This is a genomic window from Brooklawnia cerclae (assembly GCF_011758645.1).
Lineage (GTDB): Bacteria > Actinomycetota > Actinomycetes > Propionibacteriales > Propionibacteriaceae > Brooklawnia > Brooklawnia cerclae.
The window spans coordinates 370775-385727 of the sequence record NZ_JAAMOZ010000001.1 but is presented as its reverse complement, the minus strand read 5'-3'; the positions used below and the strand labels follow the sequence as shown (position 1 = coordinate 385727).

General features: G+C 67.2%; 20 protein-coding genes and 2 tRNA genes. 16 read left to right on the top strand and 6 right to left on the bottom strand.

What is annotated here, in order from left to right; genetic code table 11:
* Positions 1 to 519, bottom strand: coding sequence for a helix-turn-helix domain-containing protein (locus FB473_RS01860; protein WP_167164306.1), 519 nt, complete (start codon positions 517 to 519; stop codon positions 1 to 3).
* Positions 520 to 673: 154 nt separating this feature from the next.
* Here FB473_RS01860 and FB473_RS01855 point away from each other — a divergent pair, with 154 nt between their 5' ends.
* The 12 genes from FB473_RS01855 to FB473_RS01800 all read left to right on the top strand — a co-directional run bounded on the left by FB473_RS01855 (position 674) and on the right by FB473_RS01800 (position 8715).
* Positions 674 to 859 (top strand): helix-turn-helix domain-containing protein, encoded by a 186-nt coding sequence (locus FB473_RS01855; protein ID WP_167164303.1) that lies wholly within the window; start codon positions 674 to 676, stop codon positions 857 to 859.
* The gene (locus FB473_RS01850) at positions 856 to 1152 is read left to right on the top strand and encodes a hypothetical protein (protein WP_167164301.1); all 297 of its coding nucleotides are present in this window, start codon (positions 856 to 858) and stop codon (positions 1150 to 1152) included. The genes FB473_RS01855 and FB473_RS01850 overlap by 4 nt, the downstream gene beginning before the upstream one ends.
* Positions 1153 to 1166: 14 nt before the next feature.
* Complete coding sequence (locus FB473_RS01845) at positions 1167 to 1457, top strand: hypothetical protein (protein WP_167164300.1); 291 nt, start codon at positions 1167 to 1169, stop codon at positions 1455 to 1457.
* Positions 1454 to 2620 (top strand): AAA family ATPase, encoded by a 1167-nt coding sequence (locus tag FB473_RS01840; RefSeq protein WP_167164298.1) that lies wholly within the window; start codon positions 1454 to 1456, stop codon positions 2618 to 2620. Before FB473_RS01845 ends, FB473_RS01840 begins: the two co-directional genes overlap by 4 nt.
* 475 nt (positions 2621 to 3095) lie before the next feature.
* Entirely contained in the window at positions 3096 to 4460 is a 1365-nt protein-coding gene (locus FB473_RS01835; protein WP_243863447.1) for a terminase large subunit domain-containing protein, read from the top strand.
* A 13-nt stretch (positions 4461 to 4473) separates the two neighbouring features.
* Positions 4474 to 5793, top strand: a complete 1320-nt coding sequence (locus FB473_RS01830) for a phage portal protein (RefSeq protein WP_167164296.1) — start codon at positions 4474 to 4476, stop codon at positions 5791 to 5793.
* Positions 5786 to 6343: a hypothetical protein gene (locus tag FB473_RS01825; protein ID WP_167164294.1), complete on the top strand. Its 558-nt coding sequence runs from the start codon at positions 5786 to 5788 to the stop codon at positions 6341 to 6343. The genes FB473_RS01830 and FB473_RS01825 overlap by 8 nt, the downstream gene beginning before the upstream one ends.
* Positions 6336 to 6722, top strand: coding sequence for a hypothetical protein (locus tag FB473_RS01820; RefSeq protein WP_167164292.1), 387 nt, complete (start codon positions 6336 to 6338; stop codon positions 6720 to 6722). Before FB473_RS01825 ends, FB473_RS01820 begins: the two co-directional genes overlap by 8 nt.
* Before the next feature lie 28 nt (positions 6723 to 6750).
* Complete coding sequence (locus FB473_RS01815; RefSeq protein ID WP_167164290.1) at positions 6751 to 6954, top strand: hypothetical protein; 204 nt, start codon at positions 6751 to 6753, stop codon at positions 6952 to 6954.
* The gene (locus FB473_RS01810; RefSeq protein WP_341770128.1) at positions 6873 to 7991 is read left to right on the top strand and encodes a phage major capsid protein; all 1119 of its coding nucleotides are present in this window, start codon (positions 6873 to 6875) and stop codon (positions 7989 to 7991) included. Before FB473_RS01815 ends, FB473_RS01810 begins: the two co-directional genes overlap by 82 nt.
* A 5-nt stretch (positions 7992 to 7996) precedes the next feature.
* Positions 7997 to 8335 (top strand): hypothetical protein, encoded by a 339-nt coding sequence (locus FB473_RS01805; protein WP_167164286.1) that lies wholly within the window; start codon positions 7997 to 7999, stop codon positions 8333 to 8335.
* Positions 8332 to 8715: a DUF6093 family protein gene (locus FB473_RS01800; protein WP_167164284.1), complete on the top strand. Its 384-nt coding sequence runs from the start codon at positions 8332 to 8334 to the stop codon at positions 8713 to 8715. Before FB473_RS01805 ends, FB473_RS01800 begins: the two co-directional genes overlap by 4 nt.
* A gap of 302 nt (positions 8716 to 9017) precedes the next feature.
* Here the strand turns inward: FB473_RS01800 and FB473_RS01795 are convergent, their stop codons facing one another.
* Positions 9018 to 9965, bottom strand: a complete 948-nt coding sequence (locus FB473_RS01795; protein WP_167164282.1) for a cation diffusion facilitator family transporter — start codon at positions 9963 to 9965, stop codon at positions 9018 to 9020.
* Entirely contained in the window at positions 9965 to 10342 is a 378-nt protein-coding gene (locus FB473_RS01790; protein WP_208390399.1) for an ArsR/SmtB family transcription factor, read from the bottom strand. The genes FB473_RS01795 and FB473_RS01790 overlap by 1 nt, the downstream gene beginning before the upstream one ends.
* A gap of 147 nt (positions 10343 to 10489) precedes the next feature.
* On the opposite strand from FB473_RS01790, the gene FB473_RS01785 reads away from it, so the two are divergent.
* From FB473_RS01785 to FB473_RS01770, 4 genes are all read left to right on the top strand, one after another.
* Positions 10490 to 11284, top strand: coding sequence for a pyrroline-5-carboxylate reductase family protein (locus FB473_RS01785; protein ID WP_167164280.1), 795 nt, complete (start codon positions 10490 to 10492; stop codon positions 11282 to 11284).
* 163 nt (positions 11285 to 11447) lie between these two features.
* Positions 11448 to 12104 (top strand): vWA domain-containing protein, encoded by a 657-nt coding sequence (locus tag FB473_RS01780; RefSeq protein WP_167164278.1) that lies wholly within the window; start codon positions 11448 to 11450, stop codon positions 12102 to 12104.
* A 68-nt stretch (positions 12105 to 12172) separates the two neighbouring features.
* A tRNA-Asp gene (locus tag FB473_RS01775) sits at positions 12173 to 12249 on the top strand.
* Between the two features lies 1 nt (position 12250).
* A tRNA-Phe gene (locus tag FB473_RS01770) sits at positions 12251 to 12324 on the top strand.
* Positions 12325 to 12499: 175 nt separating this feature from the next.
* Here FB473_RS01770 and FB473_RS01765 read toward each other — a convergent pair.
* The 3 genes from FB473_RS01765 to purM all read right to left on the bottom strand — a co-directional run bounded on the left by FB473_RS01765 (position 12500) and on the right by purM (position 14949).
* A complete protein-coding gene (locus tag FB473_RS01765) occupies positions 12500 to 13465 on the bottom strand; it encodes an alpha/beta hydrolase (protein WP_167164276.1) in 966 nt (321 codons plus the stop codon).
* 32 nt (positions 13466 to 13497) lie between these two features.
* Positions 13498 to 13722: a DUF3073 domain-containing protein gene (locus FB473_RS01760; RefSeq protein WP_167164274.1), complete on the bottom strand. Its 225-nt coding sequence runs from the start codon at positions 13720 to 13722 to the stop codon at positions 13498 to 13500.
* A 147-nt stretch (positions 13723 to 13869) separates the two neighbouring features.
* On the bottom strand, positions 13870 to 14949 hold the full coding sequence (purM, locus tag FB473_RS01755; RefSeq protein ID WP_341770127.1) for a phosphoribosylformylglycinamidine cyclo-ligase: 1080 nt from the start codon (positions 14947 to 14949) through the stop codon (positions 13870 to 13872).
* Positions 14950 to 14953 lie beyond the last annotated feature (4 nt).

Here is a 14953-nt window from a genome sequence, read left to right as displayed (position 1 = left end):
TCAGAATGGGGGCTCGTCGTATGCGGCGCTGGCGGTATGGCTGGAGTCGCTGCGATACCTCATCTCAGCCTCATGCGCTTCGTCGCTCGCCGTCCGCTCGACGTCGTCCATGAGCTTGTCCCGGAAGTCCTCCGCGAGCCGGACGCCTGGCTCGCGGAGGTACTCAGCCAGCGTCCGGCGGGCATCCTCGTATTCCACCGTTGCCCGAGCCAGCCCTTTCCTGGCGTCCCGGAATGCGCCATACACCCGTTGCCAGTCCAGGTAACTCTCGAACTTCTCAGGGCCGGACGACATAGTGTCCAAGCTGACACTGAACACTTTGGCAATGGCGCGAGCCTCGGGCAGTCGAACATCACGCTCGCCCTTCTCGATCCGGCTGACGGTCGACTGGTTGAGGGTCTCGACGCCCAGAAGCTCCAGATGGTCGACCAGCACCGCTTGAGACCACCCCCGCGCCTCGCGTGCAGCCTTCATGTTTCGGACGAAGTTGGCGTCTGCATCATTTAGCGATTCACTCACGCATTCAATCATGGGCAACGTTGCGTCGTCGTGTCAACCATAGTCGCGAATCTTCGACTTGACTCATAACCCATTTGCAGTTTCGGTGTGTTAGCTTTCGTACATCACATAGTCATGCAATACTGCATGTACCAACAAGTCACTAGGAGGAGACGTGGCCGCGAAACTGCTGACTACGCCGGAGGTCGCCGAGCAAATCCGGGTGCCCGAGGCGACGTTGCGCTACTGGCGCCACATGGGCCTTGGGCCCCGAAGCGCGAAGCTTGGCCGCCGGGTCGTATACCGCGAGGACGACGTGCTCGCATGGCTCGATGCCAAGTTCGAAGGGGACGCGGCTTGACCCAAGCGGTTATCCCTCCGCGCTGGATCGCGGAGGGCACGGACAGGCGCGCCCTCGAGCAGGCGCTGCAGCGGCTGGCCCCTTACTCGAGCCGATCGCAGGCGCGGAAGATGGCCGGCGCGGCGATCATCCGCTACGGCTCAGCCACACCCGAGGCCCTCGACTGGGCCGCAAGACAGCTGCGGGTGGTCGCCGCACTGCCCCAGCACCTACGCGGCTGCCGAAACGAGCGCGGCGGCTACTCAGACCCGACGGCGTACGACGCCATCCGCAACGTGGAGATCACAACTTAATTAGGAGCTCGTTGATGGAGAGATACGACACCGGCCCAGCGCCGTCCCGTGACGTGGTGAACGCGCTGATCAACCTGCCGGACCTGGTGCAGACGATGGCGCTCGCGGTGATCGTGGACGCGTTCCGCGAAGCGCTGCCCGCCTACTGGTGCCGCCGAGCCGCCGAGCTGGAGACCGTGGGCACGCCGTGGGCCGACGAGGCCGCCGAGCAGTGCCGGGCCCACGCCTGGCTCATCGCCAACTTCGGCCTGCCCGACGGCCTGATCGACGAACTCGATGCTGCCGTCCTTGGGGAGGCCGCATGATCGAGAAGGTGCCCGAAGAGCCGAACCTGCTAGCGGGTCTGCGGACGGGTGCGTGGCTCGACGAGCAGGTCTTCCCTGAGCTCACGTGGATCGTGCCCGGGCTCGTGCCCGAGGGCATGACGCTGCTAGTTGGGGGCCCGAAGATCGGGAAATCCTGGCTGAGTTTCGACATCGCGTTGGCAGCGGCCACAGGCGGCCGGGCGGTCGGCTGCATCCCGGTGTCGTGGCGGCCCGTGCTGCTGCTGGCACTCGAAGACGGCGACCGGCGATTGCAGTCCCGGGCCCGCAAGCTGCTTGGCGGCGAGCCGATCCCGGCAGCGCTGAACTACATGACGCGGGTTGTGCCCGGAACCGTGCAGCCGACGATATCGGCGTGGCTCGACTCACTGCCAGAGCGGCTCCCCCGGCCGCTGGTGATCCTTGACACGCTGGGGAAAATCTTGCCGCCTGCACGGCCCGGCGAATCCGACTACATGCGCGACTACCGGGTCGCCGGGGCGTTGAAGTCGATTGCTGACGCCCGGCCTGGCATGGCCATGCTCGTGCTCCACCATGACCGCAAGGCCGCGTCCGACGACTTCGTGAACACGGTCTCCGGCACCAACGGAATCGCCGGGGCTGCCGACACCATCGTTGTGCTGAACCGAAGACGCAACGAGGCGTCGGGAAAGTTCCTCGTGACCGGCCGCGACGTGACCGAGGCCGAATACGCCGTGAGCATGGACGGCTGCCGCTGGCACCTGGCGGGCGGCTCCCTGGACGCTGCCGCGAAGCTTGCGGCGGACGCTGAAGCGACCCAGGGCTTGGGCGACGACACAACGCGCATCCTCACTCTTGTCGCGACCCGGCCCGATGGTGTGCGGGCGGCTGACGTGGTAGATGCTCTGGGGTTCACCACCGAAAAGGCCCGGCAGTACCTAAAGCGCTTGTACGACTCGGGGCGCATTGCTCGTAGGGCAACGGGGCTGTATGTGCCCTCCCCTGTGGGGGGTGTCACACCTGTCACGGGTGTCACGTTTACCACGGGAGCACCCCCAGACGTGACAGGCGTGACAGGTGTGACACCCCCACAGAAGCGCTGCACCGTCTGCGGGTTCCCCATGGTCGACCTCGGTGACGGCGCTACGACTCATCCAGCATGCGATCAAGGAGGCGCAGCGTGACGCTCAAGCCATGCCTGACCTGCGGGGCCCTGACCGAGGGCGCCCGCTGCCAGCTGCACACCGACACCAGTCGCCCATCGAGGGCGCGCGGGTACGACACGCGCTGGGACAAGCTGAGCCGGAGGGCTCGCCAGCTGCAGCCATGGTGCACGGACTGCGGACGTACAGATGACCTCCAGCTCGACCACCTGCCTGGCGCGTGGGAGCGGGTCGCCGCCCACCTGCCCTTGCGGCTCGGTGCCGACGTTGAGGTCGTCTGCGGACCCTGCAACCGGGCACGCGGAGCCGCTCGTGGAGACCAACCCAGGGGGGTAGGGGTAAAGCCCCTTGCCCGGGAGCCGCATTCCAGGGAAAGTTTCGGTCAGAATACCCCTAGGGGGTATATATGGCAGGCTTGAGGGCTGGCGCGAAGGCTCCTGTGACCGCCGAGCCGCTCGACTTCACGGGCTGGCCTCGTGATCGGGCGAAGCGGCGCATGAAATTCATCAACACGTTCGTGATCACTCCGAAAGGGGCTGGCGCACTGCAGCCGTTCCGCCTGCGGCCGTGGCAGAAGGAGATTGTGACCGGCGCGTTCGCACCCGGCGTGAGGACGGCTCTGGTCTCGTTGCCGCGAGCGAACGGGAAAACTGCCCTGGCCGCTGCACTGGCGGTGGCGGAGCTGTTCTGCGGGCCCCCATCGGCCGAGGTGCTCGTGGTGGCATCCGACCAACGGCAGGCCAACATCGCACTTTCGATGGCTCGGCGCATGGTTGAGCTGAACCCGGAGCTGGCCGCACGGTGCCAGATCTTCAAGGACAAGCTGGTCGTTCCGCACAACGACGCGACGATGATCGCCCTGCCGGCGGACCCTGCGGCACTGCACGGCTGGGACCCGTCGCTGCTGATCGTCGACGAGCTCCACGTGGTCACTGCCGAGGTCTGGGAAGCGGTGACCTCGGTTTCGGGCAAGCGTCCGGAGTCGCTGACGCTGGCCATATCCACCCCGGCCGCGACGCCGGATTCGATCATGTGGAGGCTGGTCGAGCACGGCCGCACAGAAGACGACCCGTCCTTCTACCTGCGGGAGTTCGCGGCGCCGGACGGGTGCGCGGTCGACGACCGGAAGGCGTGGACGGTCGCCAATCCGGCGCTGGGCGACTTCCTTGCAGCCGACGGCATGGCTGCGGTGCTGCGGACGATGCGGGAACCGGTGTTCCGGCAATTGCGGCTCGGGCAGTGGGTCACGGGCTCGGACGCTTGGCTGCCCTTCGGCGCGTGGGATGCCTGCGCCGACCGGGATCGTGGCGTACCTGCTGATGGTGAGCGGGTCGTCCTCGGGTTCGACGGGTCGGCGTCCGGTGACTCCACCGCGCTGGTCGGCTGCACCCTCGACGGCCACGTGTTCGTGGTCGGCGCGTGGGAGAACCCTGGCGATGCGCGCTGGAGGGTTCCGCGTGGTGACGTGTCGGAAGCGGTCGACGTGGCGTTCGGCAGGTGGGATGTGGTCGAGCTCGCATGTGACCCATGGGGCTGGCGTTCGGAGATCGAGAGCTGGGCGAAACGGTACGGCGAACGCCGGGTGATCGAGTGGCCGACCAATGTCGTGGGCCGCATGGCTCCGGCGACTGACCGCTTCTATCAGTCGGTGGCCGACCAGAGCATCACCCACGACGCCGATGCCCGCCTGGCCGCCCACATTGCCCATGCCGTGGCGAAGCGCACCCCCCAGGGCGACGTGATTACCAAAGACCGTGCCCACTCACCCCGGAAGATCGACCTTGCCGTGGCGGCCATCGTCGCCTTCGACCGGGCCGCCTTCCACAACCAGCGACGGCGCAGACGCGCCGCCTCGTTCTAGACCAGGAGACAACGTGCAACCACTCGAACAACTGCTCGCCCGGCTCGACGCCGGCGCTCCCCGCCGGGAGACCCTGAACCGCTACTATCGCGGCGACCAGCCCCTGGCGTTCCTGGCACCCGAGGCCCGTACGGCGATCGGGAACCGGTTCTCGCGCATGGCGGTGAACATCCCACGGGTCGCCGTGACGGCCCTGGCCGAACGCCTGCGGGTCACCGGCTTCACCATCGACGGCCAGTTCGCCTCCACCTTGTGGACCGACTGGCTGGCCAACGACCTTGACCAGCTCGCGCCAGTGGCGCACCGCGAAGCCCTGACCATCGGCGAGGCATTCGTGATCGTCTGGGCCGATGCCACCGGACGCCCGCTGGTCACCGTCGAATCAGCAGAACAAGTCGCGGTGCTGCGGGACCCAGCGACCAGGGCAGTGACGGCCGCTGTGAAGCGGTGGACCACCGGACCCCTCGATGCGCCGACGGGCACCGATGCTGTCCTGTACCTGCCTGACCGTATCGACCGCCTCCACTCAGACGCCGTCGGTGCCACATCAGGGTTCACCTTGGCCGAGTCGCTGCCCAATCCGCTCGGGGTGGTTCCGGTGGTCCCGCTGCGCAACTCCGACCGTCTGATGGGCCCTCCCGCCTCGGAACTCGACGACCTGATCCCGCTGGTCGACGCACAGAACAAGATCTTGAGCGACCTGATGGTCGCCTCGGAATACGCGGGCCGTCCCCGACGCTGGGCGACCGGCGTCGAACTGGAGGAGGACGAGGCTGGCAACCCGGTCAACCCGTATCCCGAGAACAACAGGATGATGTTGTCGGAGGCTCCCGACTCCCGATTCGGCCAGCTCGATGCCGCCGACCTGGCCAGCTACGAGTCGGCGGTGAAGGTGCTGACGAGCCAGATCATGGCGGTCTCCGCGCTGCCAGAGCACTACATCGGGGTCCTGTCGAATCAGCCCGCTTCGGCTGACGCGCTGCGGGCCGCTGAGGCCAGCCTGACCGCCCGCGCTGAAGCGCGGCAGGCCACGTTCGGACGCTCGTGGGAGCAGGTCGCCCGGCTCATGCACGCGGTGCGCACCGGAACCGACCCGGCAGCGCTGGACGTCCGTGTGAGCTGGGCCGACCCGTCGACAAGGAGCGTCGCCCAGGAGGCCGACGCCGTCGTCAAGCTGTACACCGCCGGACTGCTGCCCTCCACGTATGCACTGGCCCGGCTCGGCTACAGCACCGACGAAATAGAGGCCATACGGCAGGCCCGCCGCGCCGAGGCACTCGACCAGCTCGCCACGTCCCTGCCCGACCTGCTGAACCGGGGCACCAATGCCTGACCTGATCGACGACTACCAGCACGCGCTTGTCGACCTGACTGACCGGGCCGAGGATCGCATCTCCGATATCTACGCGGCGAACAGCGCCGGCACGCTGAGCGACGACGAGGCCGTTACCCTGCTCGCCGCGCTGGTCGATGCCACCGCCCGCCAAGCGGCAGGGCTCGCCGAGGTATCCGCCGGAGCGCTGCTGACCCGCCTGGCTGCCGCTGACACCCTGCCGCTTGGCATCGTGCCCCGCACCAGCACGTCGACCGTGGCGGCGCTCAGGGACGCCGTGGCCGCGCGCGAGGGCGTAACGACCCTGGCGAAGACCATGCGGGCGGCCGTGTACAACACCGCGTCGGACGCCTGGCAAGAGCACCTTCAAGCTCGTGCTCCGAAAGCCAAGTGGACCAGACGGCCGGAGGCCGGGACTAAGTGCCCGGTATGCACCGGCCTGGCGAACGGCCGCGAGCTACTCGTGACCACGCCCATGCACCGGCACACCGGGTGCCGTTGTGTCCAGCAACCGGTCTCCATGACCGGAGAGGAGAGAACCAATGAGTGAGAACACGAACACCGACGACGGCGAACTGGCCCCCCAGGAGCCGGATACCGAGCCCGACACCTTCCCGAGGGCTTACGTCGAACAGCTCCGGAAGGAGGCAGCCGAGGCCCGCGTGAAGGCCAAGCGGTCCGACGACCTTGCTAAGGAGCTGTTCGTCTCCCGGGTCGCCGCCACCGGCCGCCTGGCCGACCCCAACGACCTGCCCTTCGATGAAGCCATCCTCGACGACTGGTCGAAGCTCGACGCCGCCATTGACGAGCTGCTGGACGCCCACCCCCACTACGCCACCCGCACACCGCACGGAACCATCGGGCAGGGTGCGACAGCCGCAGACACCGGCACGGTGGACCTGGCCGCAATCCTGCGCGCCAACGCCTGACACAACGACACCCTTGGAGGAGAACGACATGATCACCAGCACTACCGAGATCGGGTACATGGCCGGAGCCGACGAAGTCGACGCCGAGTTGCAGGCCACCATCGCGGACCTGGCCGCCCGCAAGATCAGGATCGAGTCCGGGCCGATCTTCTGGACCGCCGGCGAGCGCACCTATGCAACATTCGTCGGGACCGACGAGCAGGACAAGAGCGTAGTCCACTTCCGCCGCTAACACCCATATACCCCCAGGGGTATATACTTGGGGGTGTCGGGTCTGGTATCCGGCACCCCCAACAGCTCGCGGCCCTGGCGGCCGGGCGATTCACCCGAATCCTCACCGCTAGGAGCATTCTCATGGCACTTTCCAGCCAGACCACCACCGCCGGCGCCGGGTCGACCGCCGCCGCCGAGCTGACCGCAGAGCAGGTGCAGCGCATCCTTGTCCAGCCGCTGCAGGAACGATCGGTGTTCCTGTCTGCGGGGCCCCGGATCTTCGACACCGCCGGGCCCCTGCGCATCCCGAAGAACGGCGACCTGATCGACTCGTCTCTGGCGTTCACGGGGGAGAACGAGGAGATCCCTGAAGCCGACATCGACTTCGATGAGGTGACCCTGCTGCCCTCGACCCTGGCGTCGGTCAAGGTCATCACGCGCTTCTCCAACGAACTGGCCCGCCAGTCGGTCGTCAGCCTCGACGCGGCCATCCGCGACCGGCTCGTCAACTCCGTCGCCGCAAAGCTCGACACGCAGTTCCTGTCAGCCGGAGGCGACGGAATCGAGACGCCCAAGGGGCTGTTCGCCTACTCCGGAGTCCAGACCGTGAACGCTGCCGGAGCCCTCGACCTCGACGTCCTGCTGGACGCATGGGGCCTGGCCTTGGCCGCCGGCGTCAACATGTCGAGCCTCAAGTGGATCATGCAGCCTGGCGACTTCGTTGAGCTCCGCAAGCTCAAGGAAGCCACTGGCTCGTCGAAGTACCTACTGACCCCCGACCCGACCGCCGACGGAGTGTTCCGGCTCTGGGGCTCCCAGGTCATCGTCTCGAACCGTGTGCCCGACGTGACCGTCTCCGAGGTCACCACCGGCCGGGCGGCACTGGTCGACTTCTCCCAGATCGCCGTCGCCCGCGACCTGGCCCCGTCGGTGAAGGTGCTGACCGAGCGGTACGCCGACTTCGACCAGCAAGCAATACGCGTGGTCGCCCGCTACGACGCCGCGCCGCTCAACCCCGAGGCGATCGTGACTATCACCGGGATCACCAGGTCCTGATCATCGTGAGCTTCGACAAGACCGTCCCGACCGGGCAGGACGTGGCGAGCTTTCTCGACCAGGGCACCGACACCACGCTGGTTGCCCTGGCCACCCGCCACGTCCAGCTCGTAACCGACCTCGTACGCGGCTACACCCGCAACCGGGGCTTCGACGATGAGTTAGGGTTCGTGGCCCCGGAGATCGCCGCAGTGATCACCACGGCCACCGCCCGGCTGGTCACCAACCCGGCCCAGAACGTCCGCGAGCAGGTCGGCGACTACTCGGTCGTCAGCACGCCGTTCCTCGGCTTCACGCTGGCTGAGCAGCAAGCACTCAACCGCTGGAGGAAGCGAGCGTCATGAGACCACAGTCGAACGTCCTGCGCCGCAAGTTCCGCATGTCGATGACACTCACGGCACGCCTCCAGCTCAAGGACGGCGAGCTGTACGACCCGGTGACGAACATGATCACGCCGAACTGGGTCACCCTCTACGAGGGCCCGGCTTGGCTCAAGTCGCTCGACAGGTTCGAGCAAGCCGTCTCCGCCGGGCAACCGCTCACCGTCTCCAACTTCGAGTTGCGGCTGCCCATGGATACCTCGATCCCGGCCGGCGAGCTCCGCGCCATCATCACCAGCGCACCCGGAGATCCGGCGCTGCCCGGGGTGGAACTGTCCGTCGTCGGTGCAGTGCTCGACGACTGGGGTGTCGCCCGTCGGCTCCCCTGCGTCCGGGTCACCTAACCCCAACACGTGTGCGAGTCAACGCGTTTCGTTACTTCCGCGCGAAGGCGGTCCTTCTCTCTCCAACCGACCTGCTCGCACCGACCGAGGCCCCCCGCGTCCAATGCTCGGGAGCGCGGGGGGTCTCACTTTTCAACACGGTTTGAACACAGGATTTTCGAAACTTGCAAATTCTGGCCAACTTGACCAACCACTCATATGCCACTTGACTAGCGCCCCCACCACTAGCAAACGTGGCCAACGCCCCACGGCTAGCCCTTTCAAGGCGGCAGCGCCGGTTCGAATCCGGTTGGGGATACCAGTCAGGCGTGCCGGACGGCCGGGGCCTCGTCCCCGCTCAGCCGTTCGGTCTCCAGCTGGAACGTCGAATGCGTGATCGACACGTCGAAGTGCTTCGCGACGCACTCCGAGATGCGGTGCAAGATCTCGGGCGCGTGACCGTCGCTGAAACACTCGTCGTCCACGACGATGTGCGCCGAGATCGTCGGCAGCCCTGTGGCAACGGTGGACGCATGGACGTCGTGGACGCCTCGCACGTGGTCGATCGACAGGATGTGGCGGCGCACCTCGTCCAGGTCGAGGCCCTCGGGGGTGAACTCCATGAGCACCTTCGACGTCTCGAGCATCAGCCGGATCGCCCGCGGGACGATCAGCGCGACGATGAACAGACCGGCGATCGCGTCCGCCTGGGCGAAGCCGGTGGTCGCCATGACGATCGCGGCGACGATGACGCCGACCGACCCGAGTGCGTCGTTGACGACCTCGAGGAAGGCGGCCCGCATGTTGAAGCTCGAGGTGCGGCCGGACGACAGCACGAGGATGCCGACCACGTTGGCGGCCAGGCCCACCACACCGAAAACGAACAGCTCGGTCGCGGGCACCTCGGGCGGCGCGAAGAGCCGTCGCACACCCTCGATCGCCGCATACACGCCGACGGCGAGCAACAGCGAGGCCTGGCCCAGGGCGGAGAGAACCTCGACCCTGCGGAATCCCCACGTGCGGCTCTTGGTGGCGGGACGCGTCATCAGGTGGGCGGCGACCAGCGCGACCAGCAGACCGGCCGCATCTGTGAGTGCATGCGCGGTGTCGGTCAGCAGCGCGAGGCTTCCGGTCAGCAGCGAGCCGACCGCCTGAGCCACGACGATCGTCGCCGCGATCCCGAAGGCAATGGCCAGCTTCGTCCGGGTTACGTCACCGCCATGGCTGTGGTCATGGTCGTGTCCGTGGGTGTGATCGTGTCCCGCTCCCATCAGCGAGCCCTCCCACCGGGCCGGTGGCGCAGCAGCTGGCGGCACAGCATCACCTGTGAACCCGTCGCCTCCAGCAGGCCCTCGGCCCCCCTCAGGAGCTCTGCCAGCAACTCCGGCTCGGCCAGCGCGAACCACGATGCCCGCCCCTCGGTGCGCACGGTCACCAGACCGCACTCACGCAGGCAGCTCAGGTGCTTGCTGATCGTCGATTGCGCGAATCCCATGTGTTCGACGAGGTCGCGCACCCGGTGTTCCCCCAGCGACAGATGCTGGAGGATCGCCAGACGCGACTCGTCCGACAGCGCATGGAAGAGTCGGGCGTACGTGGCCGTCGCCACCGTGTCAGGGCCACGTAGCACTTCGACATTCATCGTCATGAAACGATGGTATCGCCAGTTGGCGATGAATGGAACGGGGGTCGCCGCCCGGATCTGAGGACGCGCCCGAATGTCCCTCGTCCCTCCTAGGCTTGCGGGGACACCGGCAGAGCGAATGCCGGACCGGACGGCGAAGAAGGAGGACTCATGGGCGAGGCATGGCAGGGCACGATCGCGGTGATCGGAGCCGGTCAGCTGGGATCATCGTTGGTGGAAGGGCTCGTCCGGGCGGGGATCGATCCCGGGACGATCCGGGTGTCGACGCACTCGCCCGAGCACGCCGAGGCGCTGGCCGAGCGGCTGGGCGTCGTCCCCTTGCCCGCGCGGGCCGCCGTGCGGGACGCGGACCTGGTCGTCGTCGCCGTGCGTCCCGCCCAGGTCGTGGGCGTGCTGGACGACCTCCGTGAGAGCCTCGCACCAGGTGCGGTTGTCGTGTCGCTCACTGGCGCTCCCAGCCTCGCCGTCCTCTCCGAGCACCTGCCCGCGGGCATCCCGATCATCCGGGCGATGCCCAACCCGGCCATGGCCGTCGGCGCGGCCGTGATCGGCTTCTGCCCCGCGGACGACTGCCCCGGCACGATCGCCCGGCGCGTCCACACGCTCCTGGAGCAGGTCGGCACCGTCATCGATCTGGACGAGGAACAACTCGGCACGATCGGCACCCTGGCAGGCCACGGTCAAGCCGTGATCTACTACGTGGCCGATGCGTTGGTGCAGTGGGGGGTCATGGCCGGATTCCCCCGCGAGCAGGCGCGAGGCATCGTCGCAGCCGCCGTGTCGGGCGCGGGAGCGACCCTGACCGCTTCCGACCTGCCCCCGTCGGCCCATCAGCACCGCGTCAGCACACCGGGCGGGACGACGATACGCGCAACCTCCGAACTGGACGTGCGCGGCGTGCGCGGGGCCGTCATCGCCTGCATGGAGGGTGGACGTTTCGCCTGAGGTGGGCTGGTTGAGCGTCGCCTGGGCCAGGACGCAGCGGAACAGTTCGCGTCCATGACGACGCGAGCCAGCCGACCCGAGTGCTCGGAAAACTGTCACAGTGCGCCCCTACAGTCGGACTCGCTTCGCAACCATGCGATCCTCCAGCGACGGGAGACACGCCATGACCAACCCGAAACTCACCCACATCCAGGCCGTCATCGACCGATCCGGATCCATGGCGGGGATCCGCTCCGACGCCGAGGGCGGCTTCAACGCATTCATCGAGTCCCAGCAGGCCATTCCGGGCGAGTGTGTCGTTTCGCTCACCCAGTTCGACACCAGCTACGAACCGGTCTTTAGCGATGTCCCGATCCACCGAGTGCCGCCCTTGTCCATCGAGCCGCGCGGTGCGACCGCTCTGCTCGATGCTGTCGGCCGCACCGTCATCGAACTGGGCACACGGCTGGCGACGCTTCCGGAGCAGGATCGCCCTGGTGCCGTCATCGTGTGCATCGTCACCGACGGGCTCGAGAACTCGTCCAAGGAGTTCAGCTACCAAGCGGTCGCAGACCTCATCGCACAACAGGAGAGGCAGTACAGCTGGACCTTCCTCTACATGGGATCGGGGCAGGACGCCATCGAGGAGGGCATGCGCATGGGAATCTCGCGCGAACGCTCACTGACGTACAGCCGCGGGAACTCTCGCGGCGCCTACGAAGCCGCATCCGGGGCCGTCGGTCGCACGCGGGAGCTCCTTCTGGCAGGGCCTGACGTCACCCCCGACGAGATACGCGCCGCCGCCGCGTTCAGCCCCGAAGAGCGGCACATGGCCCAGTAGCCCGCCGCTTTGCGTCCCACACCGGGTTCGGGTTATGCTTTCCAAGCTGTCCGGTTGCGGACGCACCTGGCCCCGTAGCGCAGTTGGTTAGCGCGCCGCCCTGTCACGGCGGAGGTCGCGGGTTCGAGTCCCGTCGGGGTCGCCACGGCCAGGTAGCTCAGTAGGTAGCAGCGTTCGCCTGAAAAGTGAAAGGTCGGCGGTTCGACCCCGCCCCTGGCCACCCCACCGATTCTTCGATATGCCCGCATCGGACGTTCCCCGGCAACGGGCGTCCTCGGCTGACAGACCTGCGGATGAAATCCGTTGTTGCGGATGAGATCTTGTCCGCAACAACGGATTCCGTCCGCGCCTGTTCTTCTGACGCACGAAGTCGGCCGACCCAACGGGCCACGGCCTCAGCGCACGTACACCTTCAACCAACGCGAGATCTCCGCGAATACCTCGTCCCTGACCGGATGCGGGGACAACACCAGATCGTGCATGCCGTTCTCGATACGGACGATGGTGACCAGGGCACCCAGCCGCCATGAGATCGCTGCCAGCCGATCGACGTCGAGGACGAGGTCGACCGTGTTCAGGGACTCGTCCCATTTCGTCGCACTGAGGTTGCTGCGGGCGCTCATCATCGACAGCACCGGGGTCTGGATGCCCAGGCTCTCGGCCACCCGCTCCTGCCCGCGCAGGATCGCCTTCCCCCACCCGAACCGGGCCAGGAACGCGGGGTTCGACTTGTAATCGTGGTCAGGCGTCCACTCCCCGTCCTGGTCGGCGAAGATCGTACGCGCATAGAAGCCGGTATCGCTCGTCTGCATCACGGAGGTCGGCTTCAGTGCCGCCACAGAGGTGATGAGCGGCATGGCGGCACGCCTCAACAACTCGGGGGCAGACATGTCGAGCCACGGCGAGTTGAGGACGACCCCATTGAACTGGTGCTCCGATCCCGCAACCCACAGGCTGGCCACGAGGCCTCCCGTCGAATGGGCGTTCACCGTGATGAGGTCATGTCCCTCGGCGCGGACGATGTCGTACGCCTCGTCCAGTTCGGCGACGTATTCGTCCAGATCGGTGGTGTAGCCGGCGAACAGCCCCGGGCGCAGATTGCGTCCGTAGCGGTGCAGGTCGATCGCGTAGAAGTCGAAGCCCTCGCGGTCCCAGAAATCAGCCAGATGGGTCTGGAAGAAGTAGTCGTTCCACCCGTGGACATAGAGCACCGCCCGTGCGTGACGGGGTGCGTTGCGCCGCACGAGGGTGGCGGTCAGGGTGCTGTCGGGCTCACCGTCAGCGATCTGTGCTCCTTCGAGCGGCCACGTGGTGGCCTGGTACCCCCGCAGGAGGCGGTCGTCAACCCAAGCGTGGTTCATGGCACAACGCTAGCGCCACGACCCGTCAGGAATCAGCGGCGCTCGTCGTCGTCCTGCTCGTACGCGACTTCGTCATCCTCGTCATAGCGCGAGGCCAGGTCAGCGTACTTGTCGGGGACCTCTTCGTAGATGTCCTCACCGTCAGCAGTCTCACCTCGGAGCTCTCGCTCCAGTGAGGCGAAGTCTGTGTCAACTGAGCGATACTTCAGATCGCGAGCTACCTTTGTCTGCTTCGCCTTTGCACGGCCGCGCCCCATATCGGGTCGACCCCCTCGCTTTGTCCCTCGCGGCCAAGCCGCGGCATGTGAATAATGACTGTCGTGCCCCCTAGGCTACCCAATGGTGAGCCCGGGCACCAAAGACGACACCCACTGGAAGCCGCTGTGCCCCCACTCGAACCGCTGCTAGACGACCGCGCCACCGCCAGGCCGATGATCACCGTCGAGCCTGGCACCGGGCGCCCCGCCGCCGGCCGCCACCACCTCGCCGCAGATCCAGGCCGGTAGACCGCGTCCGGCAAGCAGCGATACAGCCGCATCGGCGTCGTCGGCCGCGACCACCGCAACCATGCCGACACCCATGTTCAGCGTGGCCTCAAGATCGAGTTGCGACACCCTCCCGAGGCGCTGGACGAGGCCGAAGATGGGAGCGGGCTGCCAGCTCGCCCGCGACACGACGGCGGTCGATCCGGCCGGAATCACCCTGGCAAGGTTGTTCGCCAGCCCGCCACCGGTGATGTGGCTCATGGCGTGGACGTCGACGCCATCGATCAGCGCCAGGGCATCGGACGCATACACCCGCGTGGGCTCGAGCAGTTCGGCTCCCAGCGAACGCCCCAGTTCGTCCACGACGTCGTCGAGCGCGAGCCCCGCATCGTCGAGCAGCACGCGACGCACGAGCGAGTAGCCGTTGGAGTGCAGCCCGCTCGACGCCAGCGCGACCAGCGCGTCCCCCGGGCGAACACGATCAGGCCCGAGGAGGCGGTCGGCCTCGACGACCCCGACCGTCGCCCCGGCCACGTCGAACTCGTCCGGATCCATCAGCCCCGGGTGCTCTGCGGTCTCACCTCCGATGAGCGCGCAGCCCGCCGCCGCGCAACCCTCGGCGATCCCACGGACGATGTCCGCGATGCGATCGGGCACCACGTGCCCGCATGCGATGTAGTCGGTGAGGAACAGGGGCTCGGCCCCGCAGACCACCAGGTCGTCCACGAGCATGCCGACCAGGTCCCAGCCGATGGTGTGGTGCACACCCATGGCCTGGGCGATCGCCACCTTGGTGCCGACACCGTCGGTGCTGGTGGCGAGTACCGGATGGTCGTATCCCTTGAGGGCGGAGGCGTCGAACAGCCCCGCGAAGCCCCCCAGTCCTCCCAGCACCTCAGGACGCGTGGCCGCGCGCACATGCGTCTTCATCAACTCCACAGCCTGGTCGCCGGCCTCGATGTCGACACCGGCCCGTGCGTAGGCGGACGGCTGCTGGATGTCG